The sequence below is a fragment of the Citrobacter sp. MGH106 genome, from assembly GCF_001037495.1.
Taxonomy (GTDB): domain Bacteria; phylum Pseudomonadota; class Gammaproteobacteria; order Enterobacterales; family Enterobacteriaceae; genus Citrobacter; species Citrobacter murliniae.
On the sequence record NZ_KQ089822.1, the window covers coordinates 970,634 to 997,126 of the forward strand.

The 26,493-nt window shown below is 51.9% G+C and carries 28 protein-coding genes; 18 read left to right on the forward strand and 10 right to left on the reverse strand.

What is annotated here, in order from left to right; all coding sequences use genetic code 11:
- Positions 1-20 precede the first annotated feature (20 nt).
- Entirely contained in the window at positions 21-1,073 is a 1,053-nt protein-coding gene (gene eutR, locus SK36_RS04385) for an HTH-type transcriptional regulator EutR (RefSeq protein ID WP_045445960.1), read from the forward strand.
- Between the two features lie 102 nt (positions 1,074-1,175).
- On the opposite strand, the gene hemF is transcribed toward eutR, so the two are convergent.
- Positions 1,176-2,075 carry an oxygen-dependent coproporphyrinogen oxidase gene (hemF, locus tag SK36_RS04390; protein ID WP_045445957.1) on the reverse strand — a complete coding sequence of 300 codons (900 nt, stop codon included), beginning with the start codon at positions 2,073-2,075 and terminating at the stop codon, positions 1,176-1,178.
- Positions 2,076-2,077: 2 nt separating this feature from the next.
- Entirely contained in the window at positions 2,078-2,947 is an 870-nt protein-coding gene (amiA, locus tag SK36_RS04395) for an N-acetylmuramoyl-L-alanine amidase AmiA (protein WP_045445954.1), read from the reverse strand.
- Between the two features lie 211 nt (positions 2,948-3,158).
- Between amiA and SK36_RS04400 the strand changes: the two genes are divergently transcribed.
- The 10 genes from SK36_RS04400 (at position 3,159) to cysM (ending at position 11,666) form a co-directional block, all read left to right on the forward strand.
- On the forward strand, positions 3,159-3,584 hold the full coding sequence (locus tag SK36_RS04400) for a GNAT family acetyltransferase (protein ID WP_045445951.1): 426 nt from the start codon (positions 3,159-3,161) through the stop codon (positions 3,582-3,584).
- On the forward strand, positions 3,571-4,020 hold the full coding sequence (locus tag SK36_RS04405; RefSeq protein WP_045445948.1) for a DUF2919 domain-containing protein: 450 nt from the start codon (positions 3,571-3,573) through the stop codon (positions 4,018-4,020). Before SK36_RS04400 ends, SK36_RS04405 begins: the two co-directional genes overlap by 14 nt.
- 59 nt (positions 4,021-4,079) lie before the next feature.
- Positions 4,080-4,655, forward strand: coding sequence for an RpoE-regulated lipoprotein (locus SK36_RS04410; protein ID WP_048220852.1), 576 nt, complete (start codon positions 4,080-4,082; stop codon positions 4,653-4,655).
- 93 nt (positions 4,656-4,748) lie between these two features.
- On the forward strand, positions 4,749-5,648 hold the full coding sequence (gene yfeX / locus SK36_RS04415; protein WP_045445941.1) for a porphyrinogen peroxidase: 900 nt from the start codon (positions 4,749-4,751) through the stop codon (positions 5,646-5,648).
- Between the two features lie 225 nt (positions 5,649-5,873).
- Complete coding sequence (gene ucpA / locus SK36_RS04420; RefSeq protein ID WP_045445939.1) at positions 5,874-6,665, forward strand: SDR family oxidoreductase UcpA; 792 nt, start codon at positions 5,874-5,876, stop codon at positions 6,663-6,665.
- Between the two features lie 157 nt (positions 6,666-6,822).
- Positions 6,823-7,839 carry a thiosulfate/sulfate ABC transporter substrate-binding protein CysP gene (gene cysP / locus SK36_RS04425; protein ID WP_048220853.1) on the forward strand — a complete coding sequence of 339 codons (1,017 nt, stop codon included), beginning with the start codon at positions 6,823-6,825 and terminating at the stop codon, positions 7,837-7,839.
- Positions 7,840-8,673: a sulfate/thiosulfate ABC transporter permease CysT gene (cysT, locus tag SK36_RS04430; protein ID WP_045445935.1), complete on the forward strand. Its 834-nt coding sequence runs from the start codon at positions 7,840-7,842 to the stop codon at positions 8,671-8,673.
- Positions 8,673-9,548 (forward strand): sulfate/thiosulfate ABC transporter permease CysW, encoded by an 876-nt coding sequence (gene cysW, locus SK36_RS04435; RefSeq protein WP_045445933.1) that lies wholly within the window; start codon positions 8,673-8,675, stop codon positions 9,546-9,548. Before cysT ends, cysW begins: the two co-directional genes overlap by 1 nt.
- Complete coding sequence (gene cysA / locus SK36_RS04440) at positions 9,538-10,635, forward strand: sulfate/thiosulfate ABC transporter ATP-binding protein CysA (protein ID WP_045445930.1); 1,098 nt, start codon at positions 9,538-9,540, stop codon at positions 10,633-10,635. Before cysW ends, cysA begins: the two co-directional genes overlap by 11 nt.
- Before the next feature lie 119 nt (positions 10,636-10,754).
- The gene (gene cysM, locus SK36_RS04445) at positions 10,755-11,666 is read left to right on the forward strand and encodes a cysteine synthase CysM (protein ID WP_045445927.1); all 912 of its coding nucleotides are present in this window, start codon (positions 10,755-10,757) and stop codon (positions 11,664-11,666) included.
- A gap of 71 nt (positions 11,667-11,737) precedes the next feature.
- Here cysM and SK36_RS04450 read toward each other — a convergent pair whose 3' ends face one another.
- Together SK36_RS04450 and ptsJ are read right to left on the reverse strand one after the other, a co-directional pair.
- Positions 11,738-12,454 carry a type 1 glutamine amidotransferase gene (locus tag SK36_RS04450; RefSeq protein ID WP_048220854.1) on the reverse strand — a complete coding sequence of 239 codons (717 nt, stop codon included), beginning with the start codon at positions 12,452-12,454 and terminating at the stop codon, positions 11,738-11,740.
- 13 nt (positions 12,455-12,467) lie between these two features.
- Positions 12,468-13,760, reverse strand: a complete 1,293-nt coding sequence (gene ptsJ / locus SK36_RS04455; RefSeq protein ID WP_045445924.1) for a MocR-like B6 salvage transcription factor PtsJ — start codon at positions 13,758-13,760, stop codon at positions 12,468-12,470.
- A gap of 82 nt (positions 13,761-13,842) precedes the next feature.
- Here ptsJ and pdxK point away from each other — a divergent pair, with 82 nt between their 5' ends.
- Both pdxK and SK36_RS04465 read left to right on the forward strand, forming a co-directional pair.
- A complete protein-coding gene (gene pdxK / locus SK36_RS04460) occupies positions 13,843-14,709 on the forward strand; it encodes a pyridoxine/pyridoxal/pyridoxamine kinase (RefSeq protein WP_048220855.1) in 867 nt (288 codons plus the stop codon).
- The gene (locus SK36_RS04465; protein WP_048220856.1) at positions 14,706-14,945 is read left to right on the forward strand and encodes a hypothetical protein; all 240 of its coding nucleotides are present in this window, start codon (positions 14,706-14,708) and stop codon (positions 14,943-14,945) included. Before pdxK ends, SK36_RS04465 begins: the two co-directional genes overlap by 4 nt.
- Positions 14,946-15,006: 61 nt before the next feature.
- Here the strand turns inward: SK36_RS04465 and crr are convergent, their stop codons facing one another.
- The 5 genes from crr to cysZ all read right to left on the reverse strand — a co-directional run bounded on the left by crr (position 15,007) and on the right by cysZ (position 19,867).
- Positions 15,007-15,516, reverse strand: a complete 510-nt coding sequence (gene crr / locus SK36_RS04470; protein ID WP_000522253.1) for a PTS glucose transporter subunit IIA — start codon at positions 15,514-15,516, stop codon at positions 15,007-15,009.
- Between the two features lie 40 nt (positions 15,517-15,556).
- Positions 15,557-17,284, reverse strand: coding sequence for a phosphoenolpyruvate-protein phosphotransferase PtsI (gene ptsI, locus SK36_RS04475; protein WP_045445911.1), 1,728 nt, complete (start codon positions 17,282-17,284; stop codon positions 15,557-15,559).
- A 45-nt stretch (positions 17,285-17,329) separates the two neighbouring features.
- On the reverse strand, positions 17,330-17,587 hold the full coding sequence (ptsH, locus tag SK36_RS04480; protein ID WP_002913505.1) for a phosphocarrier protein Hpr: 258 nt from the start codon (positions 17,585-17,587) through the stop codon (positions 17,330-17,332).
- A 383-nt stretch (positions 17,588-17,970) separates the two neighbouring features.
- Positions 17,971-18,942, reverse strand: a complete 972-nt coding sequence (gene cysK / locus SK36_RS04485) for a cysteine synthase A (protein ID WP_045445901.1) — start codon at positions 18,940-18,942, stop codon at positions 17,971-17,973.
- 163 nt (positions 18,943-19,105) lie between these two features.
- On the reverse strand, positions 19,106-19,867 hold the full coding sequence (gene cysZ, locus SK36_RS04490) for a sulfate transporter CysZ (RefSeq protein ID WP_048220857.1): 762 nt from the start codon (positions 19,865-19,867) through the stop codon (positions 19,106-19,108).
- A gap of 231 nt (positions 19,868-20,098) precedes the next feature.
- On the opposite strand from cysZ, the gene zipA reads away from it, so the two are divergent.
- The 3 genes from zipA to SK36_RS04505 all read left to right on the forward strand — a co-directional run bounded on the left by zipA (position 20,099) and on the right by SK36_RS04505 (position 23,392).
- The gene (zipA, locus tag SK36_RS04495) at positions 20,099-21,085 is read left to right on the forward strand and encodes a cell division protein ZipA (RefSeq protein WP_048220858.1); all 987 of its coding nucleotides are present in this window, start codon (positions 20,099-20,101) and stop codon (positions 21,083-21,085) included.
- 71 nt (positions 21,086-21,156) lie between these two features.
- Positions 21,157-23,172, forward strand: coding sequence for an NAD-dependent DNA ligase LigA (ligA, locus tag SK36_RS04500; RefSeq protein WP_048220859.1), 2,016 nt, complete (start codon positions 21,157-21,159; stop codon positions 23,170-23,172).
- 1 nt (position 23,173) lies between these two features.
- Positions 23,174-23,392 carry a DUF3820 family protein gene (locus SK36_RS04505; protein WP_045445890.1) on the forward strand — a complete coding sequence of 73 codons (219 nt, stop codon included), beginning with the start codon at positions 23,174-23,176 and terminating at the stop codon, positions 23,390-23,392.
- On the opposite strand, the gene SK36_RS04510 is transcribed toward SK36_RS04505, so the two are convergent.
- A complete protein-coding gene (locus SK36_RS04510) occupies positions 23,389-24,387 on the reverse strand; it encodes a bile acid:sodium symporter family protein (RefSeq protein ID WP_045445888.1) in 999 nt (332 codons plus the stop codon). The two genes, SK36_RS04505 and SK36_RS04510, sit on opposite strands and share 4 nt — an antisense overlap.
- Before the next feature lie 89 nt (positions 24,388-24,476).
- On the opposite strand from SK36_RS04510, the gene SK36_RS04515 reads away from it, so the two are divergent.
- Both SK36_RS04515 and xapA read left to right on the forward strand, forming a co-directional pair.
- Positions 24,477-25,403, forward strand: a complete 927-nt coding sequence (locus SK36_RS04515) for a LysR family transcriptional regulator (protein ID WP_048220860.1) — start codon at positions 24,477-24,479, stop codon at positions 25,401-25,403.
- Between the two features lie 219 nt (positions 25,404-25,622).
- Complete coding sequence (gene xapA, locus SK36_RS04520; RefSeq protein WP_045445882.1) at positions 25,623-26,456, forward strand: xanthosine phosphorylase; 834 nt, start codon at positions 25,623-25,625, stop codon at positions 26,454-26,456.
- Positions 26,457-26,493: the final 37 nt, after the last annotated feature.

Below are 26,493 nucleotides of genomic sequence, written 5' to 3' on the forward strand. Positions count from 1 at the left end.
AGCTTCCGGCTTAAAAGATCATGAAAAAGAAACGTACTGCAAACCTGCACCATCTTTATCATGAAGCATTACCCGAAGACGTTAAACTTACGCCGATAGTAGAGGTGGATAACGTTCACCAGCGGCGAACAACAGATGTCTATGAGCACGCCCTGACTATTACCGCCTGGCAGCAGATATACGATCAGCTCCATCCGGGTAAATTTCATGGCGAGTTCACGGAAATCCTGCTCGATGACATTCAGGTGTTCCGTGAATACACCGGTCTGGCGCTGCGCCAGTCATGCCTGGTCTGGCCGAATTCATTCTGGTTTGGCATTCCGGCTACGCGTGGTGAGCAGGGATTTATTGGCACCCAATGCCTTGGCAGTGCTGAGATTGCAACTCGCCCGGGAGGGACTGAGTTTGAACTGAGTACGCCAGACGATTACACCATTCTTGGTGTGGTTATATCTGAAGAGGCCATTGCTCGTCAGGCTAACTTCCTGCATAACCCGGAACGGGTGCTGCATATGCTGCGTAACCAGTCAGCGCTGGAAGTAAAAGAGCAGCATAAAGCGGCACTGTGGGGATTTGTGCAGCAGGCGCTGGCAACGTTCAGCGAGAATCCAGAGGATCTTCGCCAGACCGCGGTGCGCAAAGTGTTAGGCGATAACCTGTTGTTGGCGATGGGCACGATGCTGGAGGAAGCTCAGCCGATAATAACCGCCGAGAGTATCAGCCATCAGAGTTATCGTCGTCTGCTGTCGCGCGCGCGCGAATATGTGCTGGAAAACATGTCGGAGCCGCTGACTGTGCTCGATTTGTGTAATCAGTTGCATGTGAGCCGCCGTACGTTGCAAAACGCGTTTCACGCGATTCTTGGTATCGGGCCGAATGCATGGTTGAAGCGCATTCGTCTGAATGCCGTGCGTCGGGAGCTTATCAGCCCGTGGTCGCAGAGCTCGACGGTAAAAGATGCCGCAATGCAGTGGGGATTCTGGCACTTAGGGCAGTTCGCTACTGATTACCAGCAGTTGTTTGCGGAGAAGCCGTCACTGACGCTGCATCAGCGCATGCGCCAGTGGGCGTGATGGTATGAGCCTGTGACGTGCCGGATGCGACGCTAACGCGCCTTATCCGGCCTACGGGTTTTGCCGTTTTGTAGGTCTGACAAGCGTAACGCCATCAGGCAACTACACCCAGTCGCGGACCTGGATAAACTCGCTAAGGGCAGCTTCCGGGCTGTTCGCTTCCGGCTGCCAGTCGTACTCCCAACGCACCAGCGGTGGCATTGACATCAAGATGGATTCGGTGCGCCCACCGGTCTGCAAACCAAACAGCGTGCCGCGATCCCACACCAGATTGAACTCCACGTAGCGACCGCGACGATAAAGCTGGAAATTACGTTCACGCTCGCCCCAACTCATCGCCTTACGACGCGCCACAATAGGCAGATACGCGTCGGTATAGCCTTTGCCAACCGCCTGCATAAAGTCGAAACAGTGGTCGAAGTTGGGCGTATTGAGATCGTCGAAGAACAGTCCGCCAATACCACGCTGCTCGTTACGATGCTTCAGGAAGAAGTAGTCATCACACCACTTTTTATACCGCGGATAGACGTCATCACCGAACGGCTGGCACAGATCAAAGGCCGTGCGATGCCAGTGAACGGCATCTTCTTCGTAGCCGTAGTAGGGCGTTAAATCAAAACCACCGCCAAACCACCAGACCGGGTCTGCCCCTGGTTTTTCAGCAATAAAAAACCGCACATTGGCATGGCTGGTAGGAATGTAAGGATTAAGCGGATGCACAACCAGCGACACCCCCATCGCCTCAAAGCTGCGTCCGGCAAGCTCCGGTCGATGTGCGGTAGCTGAAGCAGGCATCGCATCACCGTGAACGTGGGAGAAATTTACTCCCGCTTGTTCAAAAATACCGCCGTTGCGCAATACCCGACTGCGTCCGCCGCCGCCCGCTTCACGCTGCCAGCTATCTTCAACAAAATCAGCACCGTCCACGGCGGATAGCTGCTGGCAAATATCATCCTGCAGGCTGAGCAGGAACTGTTTTACGCGCTGCGTATCGGGCTTCATGATTAACGCTTCTTCGAATGTGCTTTCTGGTTATCAAACCAGTGGAAATAGCTGATGACGCCATTGGCGATAGCGGTGGCGATTTTCTGACGAAATGCCGTCGTCCCCAGCAGCCGTTCTTCTTCCGGGTTGGTAATGAACGAAGTCTCGACCAGCACCGAAGGAATAGAAGGGGATTTTAGCACCACGAAGGCGGCCTGTTCCGTACTGCGACTGTGCAGACGGTGTACTGGCTTGATCTTCTTAAGAATATGCGAACCGAGGGTCAGACTGTTTTTTATCGTGTCGGTCTGTACCAGATCGAACAGTACCTGCTGCAGCAAATGGTCTTTATCAGTGGCTTTTTTCCCGGCAACTTCATCGGCGCGGTTTTCACGATCGGAAAGGTACTTTGCCATGGCGCTACTGGCGCCGCGGTTTGACAGGGCAAAGACCGATGCACCAGCGGCACTGGGATTGGTAAAGCCGTCGGCGTGAATGGACATAAACAGATCGGCACCGTGTTTGTGCGCAATCTCGACGCGATCGTACAGCGGTATAAATGTATCGCCGGAACGGGTCAGCCGCGCATCAATCCCCTGACTGCGCAGGATGGATCGTACGTTTTTGGCAATCGCCAGCACGACGTGTTTTTCCTTCGAACCGTTGCGTCCAATCGCTCCGGTATCAATACCGCCGTGTCCCGGATCGAGTACCACAACACGCTTAGCACCTGCTTTTTTAGCTTTCGGTTTGCTGTGACCATTGCTGGTTTTTAGCGCTTCTTCTTTAGCGATGGCTTGCGACATGCCTGACAGCGTCAGGGCGGCCAGCCCGGCTTTCAGCACCTGGCGGCGCGATGTGAGAGTTTTTAGCGGTTTAAAAGTGCTCATACGGCCTGAGTTGTAAAAAAAGGTTCCAGACGTTATATCGTATCGCGTAGTCCGTTGCGACGGATCGGGATAAGAATTGTTTTACTTTTCATTTCAATACGTGACAGTTCAGTATTATGCCATTTTTTCCGCTGCTTCGCGTCAGATATTGGCTAAATCAGCTGTTCGCGCCATAATCGGTTTTTAACGTCCTGAAAAGGTAACCAATACCATGGAAATACGCGTATTTCGCCAGGAAGATTTCGAAGAGGTGATCACCCTCTGGGAGCGCTGTGACTTGTTGCGTCCATGGAACGATCCGGAAATGGACATCGAGCGTAAAGTAAATCACGACGTCAGCTTGTTTCTGGTCGCGGAAGTGAACGGCGAAGTGGTTGGCACGGTGATGGGAGGTTACGACGGTCATCGTGGTTCTGCCTATTACCTTGGCGTGCATCCTGAGTTTCGGGGGCGCGGCATTGCCAATGCACTGCTCAACCGTCTGGAGAAAAAACTCATAGCCCGCGGTTGCCCGAAGATTCAAATCATGGTGCGTGATGATAATGACGTTGTGCTGGGTATGTATGAACGTCTGGGATATGAACATGCTGATGTACTCAATCTGGGCAAACGTCTGATCGAAGATGAAGAGTACTGAGTTCCATCCTGCCGATTATGATGGTCATGGTCGCTTACGCCTGCCTTTTTTGTTCTGGTGTGTGCTGCTGCTTCAGGCGCGCACCTGGGTGCTGTTTGTGATTGCGGGATCTTCCCGCGAGCAGGGCAACACATTACTGAATCTGTTTTATCCCGATCATGACTCTTTCTGGCTGGGATTGCTTCCCGGCGTTCCGGCAGTGCTGGCGTTTTTGCTCAGCGGGCGACGTTTTGCGTTTCCTTCGTTATGGCGCTGGCTGCGCGCATTGCTGATTTTGGCCCAACTGGTGCTGCTATGCTGGCAGCCTGTTCTGTGGCTGGAAGGAGATCCTGTCAACGGTGCCGGGCTGGCGCTGCTGGTGGCTGATATCGTCGCGCTGGTATGGCTATTAACTAATCAACGTCTGCGTGCCTGTTTTTATGTTGAAAAAGAATAACGGCACTTTTTTTCGAAAGTGAACTCCAAGCAACGTTGATAAATAAGGGAGGAGGTGAAATGAAATCACTGCGTTTGATTTTATGCGCGATGCCGCTGGTACTGACTGGTTGTTCAACGCTGTCGTCGGTGAACTGGTCTGCTGCAAATCCGTGGAACTGGTTTGGTTCTTCGACGGAGGTCACTGAGCAGGGTGTGGGAAAACTCACCGCCGCCACACCGCTGAATGAAAAATCAATTGCCGATGCGCTGGATGGGGACTATCGCCTGCGTAGCGGGATGAAAACCAATAATGGCAATGTTGTACGTTTTTATGAGGTGATGAAAGATAGCAGCGTTGCGATGATTATCAACGGTGATCAGGGAACGATCAGCCGTATTGATGTGCTGGACAGCGATATTTCATCAGCATCCGGTGTAGAAATCGGTACACCGTTTAGCGACCTTTACACTAAAGCTTTCGGTAATTGCCAGAAAGCTACCGGAGATGATAGTGCGGGTGTTGAGTGTAAAGCTGAAGGAAGTCAACATATTAGCTATATTTTTTCCGGCGAGTGGAGCGGGCCTGAAGGCATAATGCCGTCTGACGATACGCTGAAAGACTGGAAAGTGAGCAAAATTATCTGGCGGCGTTAATTTGCGTCTGAACAAATCGACGGACTAAAAAAACAGGTAGAATAACGCCTATCAATGCCACGATGTCGTGGCATCTTTTTTTCAGGAGGAACAATGTCTCAGGTTCAGAGTGGCATTTTGCCAGAACATTGCCGTGCGGCGATTTGGATTGAAGCCAATGTTAAGGGCGACGTTGAGGCTTTGCGTGCGGCCAGTAAAACCTTTGCGGATAAACTGGCGACCTTTGAAGCGAAATTCCCGGATGCGCACCTTGGCGCGGTCGTTGCTTTCGGCAACAACACCTGGCGCACACTGAGCGGCGGCGTGGGCGCTGAAGAGCTGAAAGACTTTATCCCTTACGGTAAAGGTCTGGCACCGGCGACCCAGTATGACGTGCTGATCCATATCCTCTCGTTGCGTCATGACGTGAATTTCTCCGTTGCGCAGGCAGCGATGGAAGCCTTTGGCGACTGCATCGAAGTGAAAGAAGAGATCCACGGTTTCCGTTGGGTTGAAGAGCGCGATCTTAGCGGCTTTGTGGATGGTACGGAAAACCCGGCCGGAGAAGAAACGCGCCGTGAAGTCGCGGTCATCAAAGATGGCGTTGATGCCGGTGGCAGCTATGTATTTGTACAGCGTTGGGAACATAACCTGAAGCAGCTTAACCGCATGAGCATTCATGATCAGGAAATGATGATTGGTCGCACCAAAGAAGCCAATGAAGAGATTGACGGTGATGATCGCCCGGTGACTTCTCACCTGAGCCGTGTGGATTTGAAAGAAGATGGCAAGGGGCTGAAAATTGTTCGCCAGAGCCTGCCGTACGGTACCGCCAGCGGCACACACGGTCTCTATTTCTGCGCTTACTGTGCGCGTCTGCATAATATTGAGCAGCAACTGCTGAGTATGTTTGGCGATACTGATGGTAAACGTGACGCCATGCTGCGCTTTACCAAACCGGTGACCGGCGGCTATTACTTTGCTCCGTCGCTGGATCGTCTGCTCGCCCTGTGATTATTGCCGGGGGCCTGGACTACAGATAGCAATCGTGCAGGCTTGTTGAGACGAAGCCGCTTTCCGACAAAATCCAGAGAAATAAGCTAATCCCCGCGTCGTCGGGGATTTTTTTTACCTGACATTAACCTGATTTAGTGAGCTATTCCTCAGCACTAATTTGTTATTGCTGTATCTTCTGCGTGAATGAAGCGGATGCTTCATATTCAAAAGGAGAATATTGAAATGGGAAAACTCACGGGCAAAACAGCATTGATTACGGGCGCATCTCAGGGCATTGGCGAAGGTATTGCCAGAACGTTTGCCCGCCATGGCGCGAACCTAATCTTGCTGGATATCTCCGATGAGATTGAAAAACTGGCAGATGAGCTGAGTGGACGCGGTCACCGGTGCACGGCAGTTCATGCAGACGTCAGAGATTTTGCTTCTGTCACGGCGGCGGTAGCACGTGCGAAGAAGATTGAGGGAAAAATCGATATTCTGGTCAACAATGCGGGCGTATGTCGCCTCGGCAGCTTCCTTGATATGAGCGATGAAGATCGCGACTTCCATATTGATATCAATATTAAAGGCGTCTGGAACGTGACGAAAGCCGTTCTGCCGGAGATGATTGCTCGTAAAGACGGACGTATCGTGATGATGTCATCTGTGACCGGTGATATGGTTGCCGATCCGGGCGAAACGGCCTATGCGCTGTCGAAAGCAGCAATTATCGGCTTAACCAAATCCCTGGCGGTGGAATACGCGCAGTCTGGTATTCGCGTGAATGCTATTTGTCCGGGCTATGTACGTACGCCGATGGCAGAAAATATTGCACGTCAGTCTAACCCGGATGATCCTGAGTCTGTATTAACTGAAATGGCGAAAGCGATCCCGATGCGTCGTCTGGCGTGTCCGCTTGAGGTTGGCGAACTGGCGGCGTTCCTGGCGTCCGATGAGTCCAGTTACCTGACCGGCACGCAAAACGTGATTGATGGCGGTAGCACTTTGCCTGAAAGCGTCAGCGTAGGCGTCTGACCGATGCCATCCTCCTCTCCGCGATATGGAGGGGAGGTACCCCTTATTCTCTTTTCAACTTTCAAATCATCAAACGGTATATAAAACCGTTACTCCTTTAGCACTGGTTATAAATATGATGGCCATAAGAAAGTCATTAAATTTATAAGGGTGCGCAATGGCCGTTAATTTCCTGAAAAAAAGCTCTCTGACGCTGGTCGCGTCTCTGCTACTGATAGGTCAGGCGCAGGCAACGGAACTACTGAACAGTTCTTACGATGTTTCCCGCGAGCTGTTTGCCGCCCTTAATCCACCGTTTGAGCAGCAATGGGCGAAGGATAACGGCGGGGATAAGCTGACCATTAAACAATCCCATGCCGGGTCATCAAAACAAGCGTTGGCGATTTTACAGGGGTTGAAAGCTGACGTGGTGACCTATAACCAGGTCACCGATGTGCAGATCCTGCACGATAAAGGCAAGCTGATCCCGGCCGACTGGCAAAGCCGTCTGCCGAATAACAGCTCGCCATTCTATTCCACCATGGGCTTCCTGGTACGTAAGGGGAATCCGAAGAATATCCACGACTGGAATGACCTGGTTCGTTCCGACGTAAAACTGATTTTCCCGAATCCGAAAACGTCCGGTAATGCCCGTTACACCTACCTTGCAGCGTGGGGTGCGGCAGATAAAGCTGACGGTGGCGACAAAGCCAAAACCGAGCAGTTTATGACGCAATTCCTGAAAAACGTTGAGGTATTTGATACCGGCGGTCGTGGCGCCACCACCACTTTTGCTGAACGTGGCTTGGGCGATGTGCTGATAAGCTTTGAATCAGAAGTGAATAACATCCGCAAGCAGTATGAAACGCAGGGATTTGAAGTTGTTATTCCGAAAACCAATATTCTCGCTGAATTCCCGGTGGCGTGGGTAGACAAAAACGTGCAAGCCAATGGCACAGAAAAAGCGGCTAAGGCCTATCTGAACTGGCTCTACAGCCCTGAAGCACAGACTATCATCACCGACTATTACTATCGTGTGAACAATCCTGAGGTCATGGACAAGCTGAAGGATAAATTCCCGCAGACCGAACTGTTCCGCGTGGAAGACCACTTTGGTTCCTGGCCTGAGGTGATGAAAACGCACTTTGTCAGCGGTGGTGAGCTGGACAAACTGTTGTCGGCGGGGCGTAAGTAAATGTTTGCTGTTTCTTCCCGACGCGTGCTGCCTGGCTTTACCTTAAGCCTGGGCACCAGCTTGCTGTTTGTGTGCCTGATATTGCTGCTGCCGCTCAGTGCGCTGGTGATGCAACTGGCGCAAATGAGCTGGGCACAATACTGGGATGTGATTACTAATCCGCAGGTTGTGGCGGCCTATAAAGTGACGCTGATTTCAGCGTTTGTGGCCTCGATTTTTAACGGTGTATTTGGTCTGTTGATGGCGTGGATCTTAACCCGCTATCGCTTTCCAGGCCGCACGTTGCTGGATGCGTTAATGGATTTGCCTTTTGCCCTGCCAACGGCAGTGGCGGGCCTGACGCTGGCGTCGTTGTTTTCGGTCAACGGTTTCTACGGCGAGTGGCTGGCGAAGTTCGATATTAAAGTGACTTACACCTGGCTGGGAATTGCAGTCGCTATGGCGTTTACCAGCATTCCGTTCGTGGTGCGTACCGTTCAACCGGTGCTGGAAGAGTTAGGGCCGGAGTATGAAGAAGCCGCTGAAACACTCGGTGCTACACGGTTACAGAGCTTTCGTAAAGTGGTGCTGCCGGAGTTATCTCCCGCGCTGATAGCGGGCGTGGCACTCTCTTTCACCCGCAGCCTGGGTGAGTTTGGCGCAGTTATCTTTATTGCCGGGAACATCGCGTGGAAAACAGAAGTGACTTCACTGATGATTTTTGTCCGCTTGCAGGAGTTTGACTATCCCGCTGCCAGCGCGATTGCGTCGGTTATTCTCGGGGCTTCATTGTTGCTGCTGTTTTCGATTAACACCCTGCAAAGTCGTTTTGGTCGACGCGTGGTAGGTCACTGATGGCAGAAATTACTCAATTGAAACGCTATGGCGCATCCCGCATCAACTGGGGTAAATGGTTTCTAATCGGCACGGGCATGCTGGTATCAGCATTTATTTTGTTGGTACCGATGATTTATATCTTCGTTCAGGCGTTCAGCAAGGGATTAATGCCGGTATTACAGAATCTGGCCGATCCGGACATGCTGCACGCCATCTGGCTGACGGTGCTGATTGCCCTGATTGCCGTGCCGGTGAATCTGGTCTTTGGCGTGCTACTGGCCTGGCTGGTGACCCGTTTTAACTTTCCTGGACGCCAGTTGCTGCTGACGTTACTGGATATCCCGTTTGCCGTGTCGCCTGTTGTGGCTGGTCTGGTGTATCTGCTGTTTTACGGTTCTAACGGCCCATTGGGTGGCTGGCTGGATGAACATAATCTGCAAATTATGTTTGCCTGGCCGGGAATGGTGCTGGTCACGGTTTTCGTTACCTGTCCATTTGTAGTTCGCGAGCTGGTTCCGGTCATGCTGAGCCAGGGCAGTCATGAAGATGAGGCGGCGATTCTGCTGGGCGCATCGGGCTGGCAGATGTTCCGTCGCGTTACTCTGCCGAATATTCGCTGGGCGCTGTTGTACGGCGTGGTGTTGACCAACGCCCGTGCAATTGGGGAATTCGGAGCAGTATCGGTAGTTTCCGGTTCGATTCGTGGTGAAACCCTGTCGCTGCCGTTACAGATTGAATTACTGGAGCAGGACTACAACACCGTCGGCTCCTTTACCGCCGCCGCGTTATTGACGCTGATGGCGATTGTTACCCTGTTTTTGAAGAGCATGTTGCAATGGCGTCTGGAGAACCAGGAAAAACGCGCGCAGCAGGAGGAAAATCATGAGCATTGAGATTGCCAATATTAAGAAGTCTTTTGGTCGCACCCAGGTGCTGAATGATATCTCACTGGATATTCCTTCAGGTCAGATGGTCGCGCTGTTGGGGCCTTCTGGCTCGGGTAAAACCACATTGCTACGCATTATTGCCGGGCTGGAGCATCAGTCCAGCGGACATATTCGTTTTCACGGTACGGATGTGAGTCGTCTGCACGCCCGCGACCGTAAAGTCGGTTTCGTATTTCAGCATTATGCCCTGTTCCGCCATATGACCGTATTCGACAATATCGCCTTTGGTCTGACGGTATTGCCACGCCGTGAGCGTCCGAATGCGGCGACTATCAAAGCGAAAGTGACTAAGCTGCTGGAGATGGTGCAACTTGCCCATCTGGCGGACCGTTTCCCAGCGCAGCTTTCCGGCGGGCAGAAGCAGCGTGTAGCGCTGGCACGTGCGTTGGCGGTAGAACCGCAGATCCTGCTGCTTGATGAACCGTTTGGTGCACTCGATGCTCAGGTACGTAAAGAGCTGCGTCGCTGGTTGCGCCAGCTTCACGAAGAGTTGAAATTCACCAGCGTATTTGTCACCCACGATCAGGAAGAAGCGACGGAAGTTGCTGATCGCGTGGTAGTGATGAGCCAGGGACATATTGAGCAGGCAGATGCGCCGGACCAGGTATGGCGCGAACCAGCAACCCGCTTTGTACTGGAGTTCATGGGTGAGGTTAACCGTCTGCAGGGTACTATTCGCGGCGGGCAGTTCCACGTTGGAGCTCACCGCTGGCCGCTGGGATATACGCCTGCGTATCAGGGAGCGGTTGATCTGTTCTTGCGTCCGTGGGAAGTGGATGTCAGTCGCCGTACCAGCCTGGATTCTCCTCTACCGGTGCAGGTGCTGGAGGCCAGTCCGAAAGGCCACTACACCCAATTAGTTGTGCAGCCGCTGGGGTGGTATAACGAGCCGCTGACGGTTGTGATGCAAGGTGATGATTCCCCTGTCCGTGGTGAACGCCTGTTTGTTGGGTTGCAAAATGCGCGTCTGTATAACGGCGAGCAACGCATTGAAACACGCGAAGCGGAGCTTGCTCTGGCAGAATCAGCCTGATAGCTTAATTTATATGTTTATCACCCGGTGGCGTACTGCTTGCCGGGTCTACAGTCTCTAGTCGTCACTTGTAGGCCGGGTAAGCGTAGCGCCACCCGGCTTTTTTATGAGCAGAAAACGTGAATACATTAGAACAAACGATTGGCAATACGCCTCTGGTCAAACTGCAACGCCTTGCGCCGGATAACGGCAGTGAAATTTGGGTTAAGCTGGAAGGGAATAACCCGGCAGGTTCGGTGAAAGACCGCGCTGCGCTATCAATGATTGTCGAAGCGGAAAAACGTGGGGAAATCAAATCCGGTGATGTGCTGATTGAGGCAACCAGTGGTAATACCGGAATTGCGTTGGCGATGATTGCCGCACTGAAAGGTTATCGCATGAAGCTTCTGATGCCTGACAACATGAGCCAGGAGCGGCGTGCGGCGATGCGTGCCTACGGTGCTGAGCTTATTCTGGTCAGCAAAGAACAGGGGATGGAAGGGGCGCGTGACTTGGCGCTGGAAATGGCCGAACGCGGTGAAGGAAAACTGCTCGATCAGTTTAATAATCCCGATAACCCGTATGCGCATTACACAACGACCGGGCCGGAAATTTGGCAGCAGACGTCAGGTCGCATTACGCATTTTGTCTCCAGCATGGGGACCACCGGCACCATTACCGGCGTGTCACGTTTTCTGCGTGAGCAGGAAAAGCCGGTGACAATTGTTGGTCTGCAGCCGGAGGAAGGGAGCAGCATTCCCGGTATTCGACGCTGGCCTGCGGAATATATGCCAGGAATTTTTAACGCTTCGTTGGTTGATGAGGTCTTAGATATTCATCAGGACGACGCCGAAAACACGATGCGAGAACTGGCGATTCGCGAAGGCATTTTCTGCGGAGTAAGCTCTGGCGGGGCTGTGGCAGGGGCGTTACGCGTGGCGCATGCCACACCGGGTGCGGTGGTGGTAGCAATCATCTGCGATCGTGGCGACCGCTATCTTTCAACCGGAGTCTTTGGCGAAGAACACTTTAATCAGGGGGCAGGGATTTAAGGGTGTTGTTGTAGGGATGCCAATGAGCTTGTAGGCCGGACAAGCGTGGCGCTATCCGGCCTCTCTGTATATTATCCGCGGTGTTTCTCTACCAGCAGATCGAGGAACTGCCAGAGTTTCTCATTCATCTGTTGGTAATCCCACTCGCGCATTTCGGCAACTGAACGGATAAAGCGTTTTCCTTTTGCCTCAGCAAGTTCTTGCTCTGAGTGTTGAATCAGTCCCTCAATCGCTTCGGCGGTAAATTCCATATGGCACTGGAAACCGTAGACAAAGTTACCGTATTGCACGATTTGTCGCGGGCAGCCAACGCTTGTGGCAAGGACTGTTGCCTGGTCGGTTAACCCTGGCATATCGTTGTGCCAGTGGCCGACAATCAGCGGCGATCCAAAGTGGGCAATTAACGGATGCTGTTTGCCAGCCTCAGTCAGCGTAATGGGGGAATGCCCAATCTCTTTTTCCGGGCTCTGACACACTTTTGCGCCCAACGCCTCGCCAATCAGTTGTGATCCCAGACAGATCCCCACCACAATCTTACGTGCAGAAATCGCCTGGTTAATCAGATGCTGTTCGGCCAGAGAGTCAAAGTACGGGCATTCTGCGAGCGTGGTTCGTGGAGACTGCGGGCCACCAAACACGACCAGCATATCGAAGCTATCAGCACTGGCTGGTATTGACTCTCCAGCGTAAACGCACGACCAGGTGATGGTATAACCACGCTCTTCGGCCCATGGCAGGTAAGCGCCAGCAGATTCAAATGACTCATGAATAACAAAATGAACTCGCACGTTTTCTCTCCTGTTAGCGCTTCAGCGTCTGATGAATATCAGCCGCCAGCTTGTTGATGTCGCTGTCTTTCAGCATTGACAACGTAATTCGCAGACCATGTGAAGGCGCATTGACACCAAAAACTTCACCTTCACGTACCAGCCAGCCAAACTTAGCTAGCGCAAAGGCGAGTGGCTGGCTGTGAGTTTCCAGCGGTAGCCAGAAGTTCAGGCCATCACCAGCATGAAGCTCAATACCATGTTGTTTGAGGGCCAGGACGAGCTTTTGTTGCTGAGAGGCGTAAAACTGCTGAGTCAGTGTCAGCGTGCGCTGGTACTCATTGTCACTCAGGCAGGCGCAGGCTAAATCCTGTAGCAGATGGCTGACCCACTGGCTACCGGAGTTGAGCCGTAGACGGAGTTTCGCGGAGGTAGCCGGATCGCTGGCCACGATGGCAAGTCGCAGGTCAGGACCTAATGTTTTAGACATGGATCTGACGACCGCCCAGTGATGTGTCTGTTCCGCAATGACTGGATGCCAGCGGGAAGCGGAAAGCAGGGCAAAGTGATCGTCAATAATCACCAGTGTTTGCGGGTAACGAGCCAGAATATTCTGCAATTCGGTAGCGCGAACTGCGCTCAGACTACACCCCGTCGGATTGTGCGCGCGCGGGGTAAGGATAACCGCCCGGGCCCCTTTTTGTAGCGCCAGTTCCAGCATCTCAGGTTGCATGCCTTCGCTATCCACATTGACTGGACTGGCGGAAAAACCAGCATAACGCAACATATTGATGCTACTCAAAAAACAAGGATCTTCTACTGCGACGCTATCGCCCGGTAGTAAATGGGCGCACAGTAGTCGTTCGATAGCATCAATTGCGCCACTGGTGATATCAATTTCGCCCGTACAGGGTATGGCATCCTGCATCCATTGCGTCGCCCACGTCTTCAAACCCGGCGATACTGCAGCATCACCATACAATCGCGGAGTCTTATTTATCTTCGCGAAATAACGGCTCAGATCGGGCAGGAGATGCGCCGCAGGATTGCCGCCGGAAAGGTCGGTCAGAGGGGTATCCGGATTACTGCCCTCCAGCGCGACGGGCGATGATAATCCCTTGATGACGGTACCATTTCGCCCCTGGCTGATTGCCAGCCCGGAGGTGACCAGCCGTTTATATGCCGCTGCGACAGTATTGCGATTGACGTTTAATGCCGCGGCCAGCTCCCTTACCGGCGGCAGCGTTTCGCCAGGCATAAATGTGCCTGTAGCGACATGTTGACGAATACTGTCAAAAATTTCGTTAGCGGTTTTTCCGTCGATCATTATTGACCTATGACAAAATGAATTTTAGCATATGACGATAATAGTGAGGTGAAAGCCCGCTGTCCAGCGAGAGGAGAGGTTTATGGAGCAGGAGAGTGAAATACAGTCAGTGCTCTTCGACGACACGCATCGGGCGTTACAGACCGATATCGTCGCCGTCCAGTCACAGGTGGTGTATGGCAGTGTCGGTAACAGTATCGCCGTGCCAGCCATCAAAGCACAGGGGTTACGGGTGACGGCGGTCCCCACGGTGTTGTTCAGTAATACTCCACATTATGAGACCTTTTACGGTGGGATAATCCCTGCAGACTGGTTTAGTGGTTATCTCAGGGCCTTAAATGAGCGTGATGCTTTGCGTGAGCTAAAGGCGGTGACCACGGGATATATGGGGAGCGCGGAACAAATCGCCTTGCTGGCACAGTGGCTGGAAATTGTTCGCGTCACGCACCCGGACCTGTGTATTTTAGTCGACCCGGTGATCGGTGATACGGATAGCGGAATGTATGTGAAGGCCGAAATCCCAGATGCTTACCGCAAACACTTGATGCCGCTGGCGCAAGGACTGACGCCAAATGTGTTTGAGCTGCAAATGTTGAGTGGAAAACCGTGTCGTACGCTGGATGAAGCGATAACTGCGGCAAAATCTTTGCTCACCGAGACGCTAAAATGGGTTGTGATCACCAGCGCACCGGGCGAAACCCCGGAGGTTATCAATGTTGCGGTGGTAACGGCTGATACGGTGGAAGTGTTAACCCACCCCAGAGTAAAGACGGATCTAAAGGGAACTGGCGATTTGTTTTGCGCTGAACTGGTGAGCGGTATTGTTTTAGGGAAACCCCTCACCGCTGCGACACACGATGCCGCACAGCGCGTACTGGAAGTGATGACATGGACGCAACGGTGCGGTTGTGACGAATTAATTCTGCCACCAGCAGGGGAGGCGCGATGAAGAGTTATCGGCTGGTGGTTCGCCAGCATGGACGTATGATTGGACATTTTGATACCAGCGGGACGGAAGCACTGGAAAATATTTGTGTGGCTCGTGCAATGTTCGGTATTGCTGGTGGGTATGATTGCGAATTGCTGGTGTCAGATTCAGAAAGACGCATGCTGGAAAGTGGTCCGGAAGGGATGAAAATCCTGATGCGCGAGGCGTGTTACCGACCGGTGACCTCTGTATTGTAATGCCGGATGAAGTGTATAAAAAAATGGCGCCATCAGGCGCCATTCTTCACTGCCGTAAGAATTACTTCTTGATGCGGATAACCGGGGTTTCACCCACGGTTACGCTACCGGACAGTTTGATCAGTTCTTTGATTTCGTCCATGTTGGAGATAACAACCGGAGTCAGGGTAGACTTGGCTTTCTCTTCCAGCAGAGGCAGATCGAATTCAATAACCGGGTCGCCCACTTTAACGCGTTGACCTTCTTCAGCGATACGCTTGAAGCCTTCGCCTTTCAGTTCAACGGTATCGATACCGAAGTGAACGAACAGCTCAATGCCGCTATCAGATTCGATAGAGAACGCATGGTTGGTTTCAAAGATTTTGCCGATGGTGCCGTCTACCGGGGCAACCATTTTATTACCGGTTGGTTTGATAGCGATGCCATCACCAACGATTTTTTCAGCAAAAACTACATCCGGCACGTCTTCGATGTTGACGATCTCGCCAGAGAGCGGAGCAACAATCTCAATAGTTCCGGTGTCTTTCTTATCATCAGAAACCAGAGATTTCAGTTTATCGAACAAACCCATGATCTTCTCCTAAGCAGTAAATTGGGCCGCATCTCGTGGATTAGCAGATTGTTTTTTCTTCAATGAACTTGTTAACTAAAGCCATTAACTCGTCCGTTGTCGGTTGAGCAAGAGCCTGCTCTGCTAACACCTTCGCATCTTCGAAGTTCGTGTTACGGATAATCTTCTTAATGCGCGGGATAGAAATGGCGCTCATAGAGAATTCGTCCAGACCCATCCCCAGCAACAGAAGTGTAGCACGTTCGTCGCCTGCAAGCTCACCACACATGCCGGTCCATTTGCCTTCAGCATGAGAAGCATCAATAACTTGCTTGATCAGCGTCAGAACAGATGGCGACATCGGTTGGTAAAGGTGTGAAATCATATCATTACCACGGTCAACTGCCAGGGTGTACTGCGTTAAATCATTGGTGCCGATACTAAAGAAATCAACTTCTTTGGCTAAATGACGCGCAATCGTTGCCGCAGCTGGTGTTTCCACCATTACGCCAATCTCGATGCTTTCGTCAAATGCTTTACCTTCGTCGCGCAGTTCCTGTTTATAGATTTCAATCTCTTTACGCAGTGCACGCACTTCTTCAACAGAGATGATCATCGGGAACATGATGCGCAGTTTACCGAAAGCAGAAGCACGCAGGATAGCGCGAACCTGGTCACGCAGGATCTCTTTACGATCCATAGCGATACGCACGGCACGCCAGCCCAGGAATGGGTTCTCTTCTTTCGGGAAGTTCATGTACGGCAGTTCTTTATCACCGCCAATGTCCATGGTACGTACGATGACAGCCTGAGAGCCACATGCTTCTGCAACGGCTTTATACGCGGCAAACTGTTCTTCTTCAGTCGGCAGCGAGTCACGGTCCATGAACAGGAATTCGGTACGATACAGACCAACACCTTCAGCGCCATTACGCTCAGCGCCTTCAACGTCACGAACGGTACCGATATTGGCGCAAACTTCCACCTGATGTCCATCCAGCGTGATAGCTGGCAGATCTTTCAGCTTAGCGAGTTCCGCTTTTTCGGTCGCCACCTGCTCCTGAACGGCACGCAGTTGCTCGATAACGTCGTTAGTTGGATTGACGTAAACCTGGTTGTTTACGGCATCCAGAATCAGATAGTCGTCGTTTTTAACCTGAGAGGTAACACTACCGGTACCCACGATGGCAGGTAGTTCGAGGGAACGCGCCATAATTGAGGTGTGGGAAGTACGGCCACCTGCGTCAGTAATGAAACCCAGCACCTTGTTCAGGTTCAGCTGTGCGGTTTCTGACGGAGTCAGATCGGCGGCAACCAGGATAACTTCTTCCTGAATGGCGCTCAGGTCGATAATTGCCAGACCCAGGATGTTACGCAGCAGGCGTTTACCGATATCACGTACGTCAGCCGCACGTTCTTTTAGGTATTCATCATCCAGCTCTTCCAGGGCTGTGGCCTGACCTTCGATAATTTCATGCGCAGCTGCGTCAGCCGTCATGTGCTTATCTTTAATCAGGGCTATGATTTCCTGCTCCAGCTCCTCATCTTCGAGCAGCATGATATGCCCTTCAAAGATGGCTTCTTTTTCTTCACCGAACGTTTCACCAGCTTTAGTTTTGATCGCTTCCAGTTGCGCAGATGCCTTGGCACGACCGCTCAGAAAACGTTCAACTTCCTGATCAACCTTGTCGGCAGAAATTTTTTTCCGGTCAATGACGATCTCGTCTTCTTTCAGCAGCAGTGCCTTGCCAAAAGCGATACCCGGGGATGCTAAAATGCCTGAAATCATAACCCTACCTTACTTGTGACTGATATTGAAAAGAACTCGTTGAACTTACTCGAGTTCAGCCATCAGTTTAACCAGATGCTCAACTGCTTTCTGCTCGTCTTCGCCTTCTGCGGAAAGGGTAACAACGGTGCCCTGAGTCAGGCCCAGAGTCTGCAGTTTAAACAGGCTTTTTGCGCTGGCGCTTTTGCCGTTGGAAGTCACAGTAATTTCAGAAGTAAAGCCTTTTGCTTCTTTAACAAACTGAGCAGCAGGGCGAGTATGCAGACCGTTCGGAGCGGTAATGGTAACTTCTTGCTGGAACATTATATTTCCCCAACTTATAGGTTTAGTGTTGTGGAACTAAAGTCTAGCCTGGCGGTTCAACTTTAGCCTGTATTGTTAGCGTCGGCGTAAACAGGACGCGACACAAAAGGAGTTCGGTGCAATCCGTTGCTGGCAACTTCTTGCCGCTGACGTTTCGTTCGTCATTAAACATTATGCCGCGAAAGGAAGAGTTGAACCAAATCATAAAATCGATTCAGCTAGCGCTTTTCCTGTAACGATTAATTTCGCGCATCAAAATAATTAGTTTGGTTAAATACCAGTTCCGGCAGGCTGAATCAATGCCAGGTGGGTTGAAACTTTGAAGCAGGCCACAAAAAAGCACCCAAAAGGGTGCTTTTTTACGCGTTTTTAACATGCTGGCATTACTGTTGCAGTTCTTTCTCAGTAAAGAGATCGGCAAACAGTGCAGTGCTCAGATAACGCTCACCCGATGACGGTAGAATAACCACTATATTCTTATTGGTAAAGGCTTCATCTTCCTGGAGCTTAAGTGCAGCAGCAACCGCAGCACCCGAAGAGATACCTGCCAGAATACCTTCTTCTTCCATCAGGCGGCGCGCTGTAGAGATGGCTTCTTCATTAGTGATCGCCACGACTTTATCGATTAGCTTCAGGTCAAGGTTACCCGGAATGAAGCCTGCGCCAATACCCTGAATTTTGTGCGGACCAGGTTTAAGTTCTTCACCTGCCAGAGCCTGGGCGATAACTGGAGAATCTGTAGGTTCAACAGCAACGGTGATGAGGTCCGTTTTGCCCTTGGTCCCTTTAATGTAGCGTGTTACCCCGGTCAATGTACCGCCGGTACCCACGCCAGAGATAAACACATCAACCTGACCATCGGTGTCTTCCCAGATTTCCGGGCCGGTGGTTTTTTCATGGATTTCCGGGTTTGCCGGGTTGCTGAACTGCTGAAGCAACAGGAATTTTTCCGGATCGCTGGCGACAATTTCTTCCGCTTTCTGAATGGCGCCTTTCATACCTTTTGCGCCTTCGGTCAGTACCAGGTTCGCACCCAGTGCTTTCAGCAGCTTACGACGCTCAATGCTCATGGTCTCCGGCATCGTCAGAGTCAGTTTGTAACCGCGAGCGGCGGCGACATAGGCCAGCGCAATCCCGGTATTACCACTGGTTGGTTCGACCAGCTCAACGCCCGGTTTCAGTACCCCACGTTTTTCGGCATCCCAAATCATATTGGCACCGATACGGCATTTGACACTAAAGCTTGGGTTACGTGATTCCACCTTCGCCAGAATGCGTCCGTTACCGATACGGTTCAGTCGAACCAGCGGCGTATGACCGATAGTCAGCGAGTTGTCTTCAAAAATCTTACTCATGGCCTGTCCTTAACTGTATGAAATTGGGATACCGCTTCAGCATACCTGTTGAAAAAGTATGGGGAAGTAAGGAATTCGCATATCTATATGCTGATGAGAAATAATGCGTTCCAGTATGGAATAAGAGTGGATCTAAGCCACTCGTGTTTTACACATATTTGCATTATTTCCATAACGCGTGTTTATCACGATAGCAATCTACCCACATCGCCGTGGCTCCACAAACCGCGACTGGCATGATCACCAGATTCAGTACCGGGATCAGTGTGAACAGACTGGTCAGCGCGCCAAACTGCATATTAGTGACTTTGCGCATGCGCAGGGCGGTGCGCATCTCTTTGAAAGGAACTTTGTGGTTATCAAAAGGATAGTCGCAGTACTGAATAGCCAGCATCCACGCGCTGAACAAAAACCACAGCACCGGCGCGACAGTCTGGCCAATCCCAGGAATGAAATAGAGAAGCAGAAGCACAACGGCGCGCGGAAGATACCATGCCAGCTTTTGCCATTCGCGTTTCATAATGCGCGGCACATCTTTCATTATGCCTAGCACCCCGGTGTCTGGCGGGGTTGCGCCGGTCAGGCGCGCTTCCAGTTGTTCTGCCAGCAATCCGTTAAAGGGGGCGGCGATCCAGTTAGCAATCGTGGAGAAAAAGTAGCCAAATACCAACAGTACGGAAATGGTCACAATAGGCCAGAGTAAATAACTGAGCCACTGTAGCCACTGCGGGACATGGCTCATCAGTGCGGGGATCCAGCTATCCAGTTGCGTAAATAACCACCAGAATGCTCCCCCCATCAGCAGAATATTCACCAGCAAAGGCAGGAGAACAAAACGACGGATCCCCGGTTGGGTGATGAGTTTCCATCCCTGAGAAAAGTAATAAAAACCGCTGCGTGATATAACTGCAGATGATGAAACCATAGTCAGGACGTACTCCGTATTATATAAACCCTGGGTAAACTTTACCTATCTTACTCGGTTGTTGAGCGTAGACCAGTTCGGAAATGTTCGAAAAAACAGCAAAAAGCACGATTTTGTTCATCTTTATGCTGTGAAAGTTGAGAGCGCACTTGCACTTGGCGTAATCGACAAATACTCTTAGTAAGTAAATGTTTGCCGTGGTGGCAAGGTGTTAGAACAACAGAGAATATAATGATGCAGGATTTGCGTCTGATATTAATCATTGTTGGCGCGATCGCCATAATCGCTTTACTGGTACATGGTTTCTGGACTAGCCGTAAAGAGCGGTCTTCTATATTCCGCGATCGCCCACTTAAACGCATGAAGTCTAAACGTGACGATGAGGATTCGTTCGACGATAACGTCGAGGAAGACGAAGGTGTGGGCGAAGTTCGCGTTCATCGTGTAAATCATGCTCCCGGCAACGCTCAGGAACATGGGGTTCCTCCTCAGCCGCCGCAACACCAGTACCAGCCGCCTTATGCGTCTGCTCAGCCGCGTCAACCCGCGCAGCAGCCCGCTGAAGCGCCGGTGCCGCCGCCGCATGTTCAGCATCCGCCGCAGCCTGTACAACAGCAACAGCCTGTACAACACCAGCCGGTTCAGCCTCAGCCAGTGGCCCCGCAGGTTCAGCAACCCGTGCAGCAAGCCCCGCAACCTGCACCGCAGACCTTCCAGCCTGTGGAGCCAGCCGTGGAGCATCAACCGCAGCCTGAACCCGTTGTTGAAAAAGAGCCTGTTGCTGAAAAACCGCAGCGTAAAGAAGCGGTCATCATTATGAACGTCGCGGCTCATCATGGCAGCGAGCTTAATGGTGAAGTGCTGCTCAACAGCATTCAGCAGGCCGGCTTCAAGTTTGGCGATATGAATATTTTCCATCGTCATCTGAGCCCGGACGGCAGCGGTCCGTCGCTGTTCAGCCTTGCGAATATGGTGAACCCCGGAACGTTTGATCCTGAGATGACCGGCGATTTTACCACCCCTGGCGTCACCATCTTTATGCAGGTGCCTTCTTATGGGGACGAGCTGCAAAACTTTAAGCTGATGTTGCAGTCCGCACAGCACATTGCTGATGAAGTCGGCGGTGTGGTGCTTGATGATCAGCGTCGAATGATGACGCCGCAGAAACTGCGCGAGTATCAGGACCGCATCCGCGAAGTTAAAGAATCACACGCCTGATCTTCTTCTGGCGTGACATCTCCTTTCTGAACCCCCGCCTGTCGGGGGTTTTTTATCATTGATGGTGCGATATGGAATCAATCGAACAACAACTGACAGAACTGCGAACCACGCTTCGCCATCATGAGTATCTTTACCATGTGATGGACGCGCCGGAAATTCCCGATGCGGAATATGACCGCCTGATGCGTGAACTGCGTGAACTGGAAGCGCAGCATCCGGAGCTGGTTACGCCCGACTCGCCAACTCAACGCGTAGGAGCAGCCCCGCTGGCGGCGTTTAGCCAGATACGCCATGAAGTCCCAATGCTGTCGCTGGATAACGTCTTTGATGAAGAGAGTTTTCTGGCCTTCAATAAACGCGTGCAGGACAGGCTGAAGAGTACCGACAAACTGACCTGGTGCTGCGAGCTGAAGCTGGACGGTCTGGCGGTAAGTATCTTGTATGAAAATGGTGTGCTGGTGAGTGCTGCGACACGCGGTGATGGTACGACTGGCGAAGATATTACCTCTAATGTGCGCACCATTCGCGCTATCCCGCTAAAATTGCGTGGCGAAAATATTCCAGCCCGTCTGGAAGTGCGTGGTGAGGTGTTCCTGCCACAGGCCGGGTTTGAAAAAATCAATGAAGAAGCGCGTCGTACTGGCAATAAAGTGTTTGCTAACCCGCGTAATGCGGCGGCGGGTTCGTTGCGCCAGCTTGATCCACGTATTACGGCGAAGCGACCACTTACTTTCTTCTGTTATGGCGTCGGCGTACTTGAAGGAGGCGAACTGCCTGATACCCATCTGGGCCGCTTGTTGCAATTTAAAGCATGGGGGCTTCCGGTCAGCGACAGAGTGACGCTATGCGATTCACCAGAAGCTGTTCTGGCGTTCTACCACAAGGTGGAGGAGGACCGTCCGTCGCTTGGTTTTGACATTGACGGTGTGGTCATTAAGGTCAACTCAATGGCGCTGCAGGAGCAACTGGGCTTCGTTGCCCGCGCACCGCGCTGGGCTGTGGCGTTTAAATTCCCTGCGCAGGAACAGATGACCTTTGTGCGCGATGTCGAATTCCAGGTTGGACGTACCGGTGCGATTACGCCCGTTGCCCGTCTTGAGCCAGTACAGGTCGCCGGCGTGCTGGTCAGTAACGCCACACTACATAATGCCGATGAAATCGAGCGTCTTGGTTTGCGCATCGGTGACAAAGTAGTGATTCGCCGTGCAGGTGATGTGATCCCGCAGGTCGTGAACGTGGTACTTTCCGAGCGCCCGGAAGAGACGCGTGAAATAGAATTCCCTACCCAATGCCCGGTATGTGGATCTGACGTTGAGCGTGTTGAAGGTGAGGCTGTTACCCGCTGCACCGGTGGTTTAATTTGTGGTGCACAGCGTAAAGAATCTCTCAAACATTTTGTTTCGCGCCGGGCGCTGGATGTTGACGGCATGGGCGATAAAATTATCGACCAACTGGTTGAGAAAGAGTATGTCCATACGCCAGCCGATCTGTTCCAGTTAACTGCTGGTAAGCTGACCGGACTGGATCGTATGGGGCCAAAGTCGGCGCAAAATGTGGTGAATGCACTGGAGAAAGCGAAAGAAACGACGTTTGCCCGTTTCCTCTATGCGCTTGGTATTCGTGAGGTTGGTGAAGCGACTGCTGCGGGACTGGCTGCTTATTTCGGTACCCTGGATGCGCTGGAAGCAGCGTCCATTGACGAACTGCAAAAAGTACCGGATGTTGGCATCGTGGTGGCCACGCACGTGTTTAACTTCTTTGCGGAAGAGAGTAACCGCGAGGTCATTGGCCAACTGCTGGCACAAGGCATTCACTGGCCCGCTCCTGTTGTTATCAATGCAGAGGAGATAGACAGTCCCTTCGCCGGTAAGACGGTGGTGCTGACCGGAAGTCTGAGCCAGATGTCTCGTGATGATGCTAAAGCCAGACTGAGCGAACTCGGTGCGAAAGTTGCGGGAAGCGTATCGAAGAAAACCGACCTGGTGATTGCTGGCGAAGCGGCAGGATCGAAGCTGGCGAAGGCCCAGGAACTGGGCATTGCCGTGATTGATGAAGCCGAAATGATTCGTTTACTGGGTGCCTGAAATGGAAAAAGAGCAGCTGATTGACATCGCCAATACCGTGATGCCCTTTGGTAAATACAAAGGGCGGCGATTGATTGATGTGCCGGAAGAGTATCTGTTGTGGTTTGCCCGTAAGGATGAGTTTCCACCGGGCAAACTGGGTGAACTGATGCAAATCACGCTGCTGATTAAAACTGAGGGGCTGACGCAGTTGGTGCAGCCCCTGAAACGTCCGCTTTAAGCCTTTGCTGCGCGGCTTTCCCGCTGCGCCTGTAATTCGTCAGTTTGTCGTTTATAGCGACGCGCCAGCACGGCACACACCATGAGCTGAATTTGATGGAAGATCATCAACGGCAGCACCATCATTCCTATCACTGACGTCGGGAACAGGATATTCGCCATCGGGATCCCGTTCGCCAGGCTCTTTTTCGATCCGCAGAAAACAATGGTGATTTCATCGGCTTTGTTGAAGCCGCATTTACGCGCAACAAAGACGTTGATACCAATCACAATTGCCAGCAATACGATGCTGACCACAACGATAAACAGCAGTGAGCCGACTCCAACTTTGTGCCAGATACCGTTAACGACCGCTTCGCTGAATGCAGAGTAAACCACCAGCAGAATGGAGGACTGGTCGGTTTTAGCGATCCATTTTTTATGGCGTGACACCCAGGCACCAATCCATGGACGCGAGAGATGTCCCAGTACGAAAGGTAACAGCAATTGCAGCATGATCTTACCAACTTGCTCCAGGCTGCCTTCTGCACCATGCATATTCATTACCAGGCCTACCAGTAACGGAGAGAGGAAAATACCCAACAGACTGGAGGCCGAGGCGGAGCAAACTGCGGCAGCTACGTTACCGCCTGCCAGCGATGTAAAGGCGATAGCCGACTGCACTGTGGCCGGCAAAATGCACAGATACAGGAAGCCTGTGTATAGCATCGGATCAACGTTGACCGGTGCCCACCAGGCGAACAAGACACCCAGCACAGGGAAGACCACAAAGGTGCTGCACATTACCCACAGATGTAAACGCCAGTGGCTACCGCCCGCAATAATGGCTTCACGCGAAAGCTTTGCTCCGTGCATAAAAAACAGCAGGGCAATAGCGGCGGTGGTTAGACCTTCAAAGAAGGGCACAAAACCGCCTTCGGCTGGAAAAAAGGATGCCAGTAAAACGACCGTAATAAGCGTCAGGGTGAACGGATCAAGGATACGAAAAAGTTTCATAAAAGCTCCTGGGATTCGGTATCAACATTTTGCGTTTTTCTATTTGAGAAATAAAATTGATTTATTGCATCCATATATGAATTGAATAAATGAATTACTCACTACGTCAGCTACGCATCTTTGTCACCGTCGCTCAGGCTAAAAGCTTCAGTCGGGCGGGGGAAATTATTGGCTTAAGTCAGTCGGCGGTCAGCCACAGCGTTAAAGAGCTGGAAGGGCAGACAGGTGTCAGGCTATTGGATCGCACAACACGAGAGGTTGTGTTGACGGAAGCCGGGCAACAGCTGGCGACACGACTGGAGCGCATCCTGGATGAGCTGCACAGCACGCTGCGCGAAGCCGGACGTATGGGGCAGCAGTTGAGTGGTAAAGTTCGGGTTGCCGCCAGCCAGACCATCTCTGCGCATTTAATTCCACAGTGCATTGCTGAAAGCCACCGGCGCTACCCTGATATCCAGTTTGTTCTGCACGATCGCCCACAGCAATGGGTGATGGAAAGCATTCGGCAGGGCGATGTTGATTTTGGGATCGTTATCGATCCTGGTGCGGCGAGCGATCTTCAGTGTGAGTCGATCCTCTCCGAGCCCTTCTTTCTCTTGTGTCACCGCGAACATCCATTTGCAGCGCAGGATTATGTGCCCTGGCAGGCGTTACAGGGCGCGAAGCTTGTATTACAGGATTATGCGTCCGGTAGCCGGCCATTGATTGATGCAGCGCTGGCCCATTTTTCCATAGATGCCAATATTGTGCAGGAGATTGGCCATCCGGCGACGCTCTTTCCGATGGTCGAAGCGGGGATTGGTATTAGTGTGTTGCCCGCGCTGGCGTTACCCTTGCCGCAGGGGAGTCATCTGCAGGTCAAACGTTTGACACCCGTGGTTGAACGACAGTTGATGCTGGCTCGACGCAAAAATCGGTCGTTATCGACCGCCGCTCAGGCTTTGTGGGACGTGGTACGTACACAGGCCAGTGAACTAACCGCGGGTCGAGTCCGCGATCCGCTCTATCAGATATAAACCTCACCTTATAAAAGGGCTGCTGTTGCTCGTGCTTGAGCGCTGTCTGCCATTTCTGGCGGGGAAATAATGTGAGTTCGCACCGATTTAGCCCACGTTATCAATACAGATTTGCTATCGATAGTCGGGGAAAAGTGTATTGGTAATCGATTGCGTAGTCTCGCTATAACATCACAGCACCCTACGATATTTTCGATTACTCAGTTTTAAGGATATCCCATGAACGCCTCACTTTTTTCACAGAATCCCTGGTATAGCGCCGATATCATTCGTGGTTACAAACCTGATTTCACGCCGCGCGTGGCTTTTATCCTCGGTTCTGGCCTTGGCGCGCTGGCAGATCAAATTGAGGACGCGGTGGCGATCTCTTACGAGAAGCTGCCGGGATTCCCGGTTAGTACCGTACATGGCCATGCTGGTGAGCTGGTGCTGGGGAATCTGGCGGGGATTCCCGTTGCGTGTATGAAAGGGCGCGGGCACTTCTACGAAGGTCGCGGCATGACGGTGATGACCGATGCCATTCGCACTCTGAAACTGCTTGGTTGCGAACTGTTGTTTTGCACTAATGCCGCAGGTTCTCTGCGTCCCGAAGTAGGACCAGGTAGTCTGGTTGCGCTTAGCGATCACATCAATACTATGCCGGGTACGCCAATGGTTGGGCTTAACGATGAGCGTTTTGGAGAGCGCTTCTTCTCGCTGGCGAATGCATATGACGCAGACTATCGTGCAATCCTGCAAACCGTCGCGACAGAAGAGGGTTTCCCGCTTAGTGAAGGCGTATTTGTTTCCTATCCGGGACCAAACTTTGAAACAGCAGCAGAAATTCGCATGATGCAAATCATTGGAGGTCATGTCGTCGGGATGTCAGTCGTGCCCGAAGTTATCACTGCGCGTCACTGTGGCCTGAAAGTGGTTGCGGTTGCAGCCATTACGAATCTGGCTGAAGGACTGGGGGATGTGAAATTATCTCACGCGCAGACACTGGCTGCCGCTGAGCTATCCCGGCAGAACTTCATCAATCTGATCTGCGGTTTCTTACGCAAACTGGCCTGAATAAATAATAAAAATGACCCCGCTTGCGGGGTCTTAC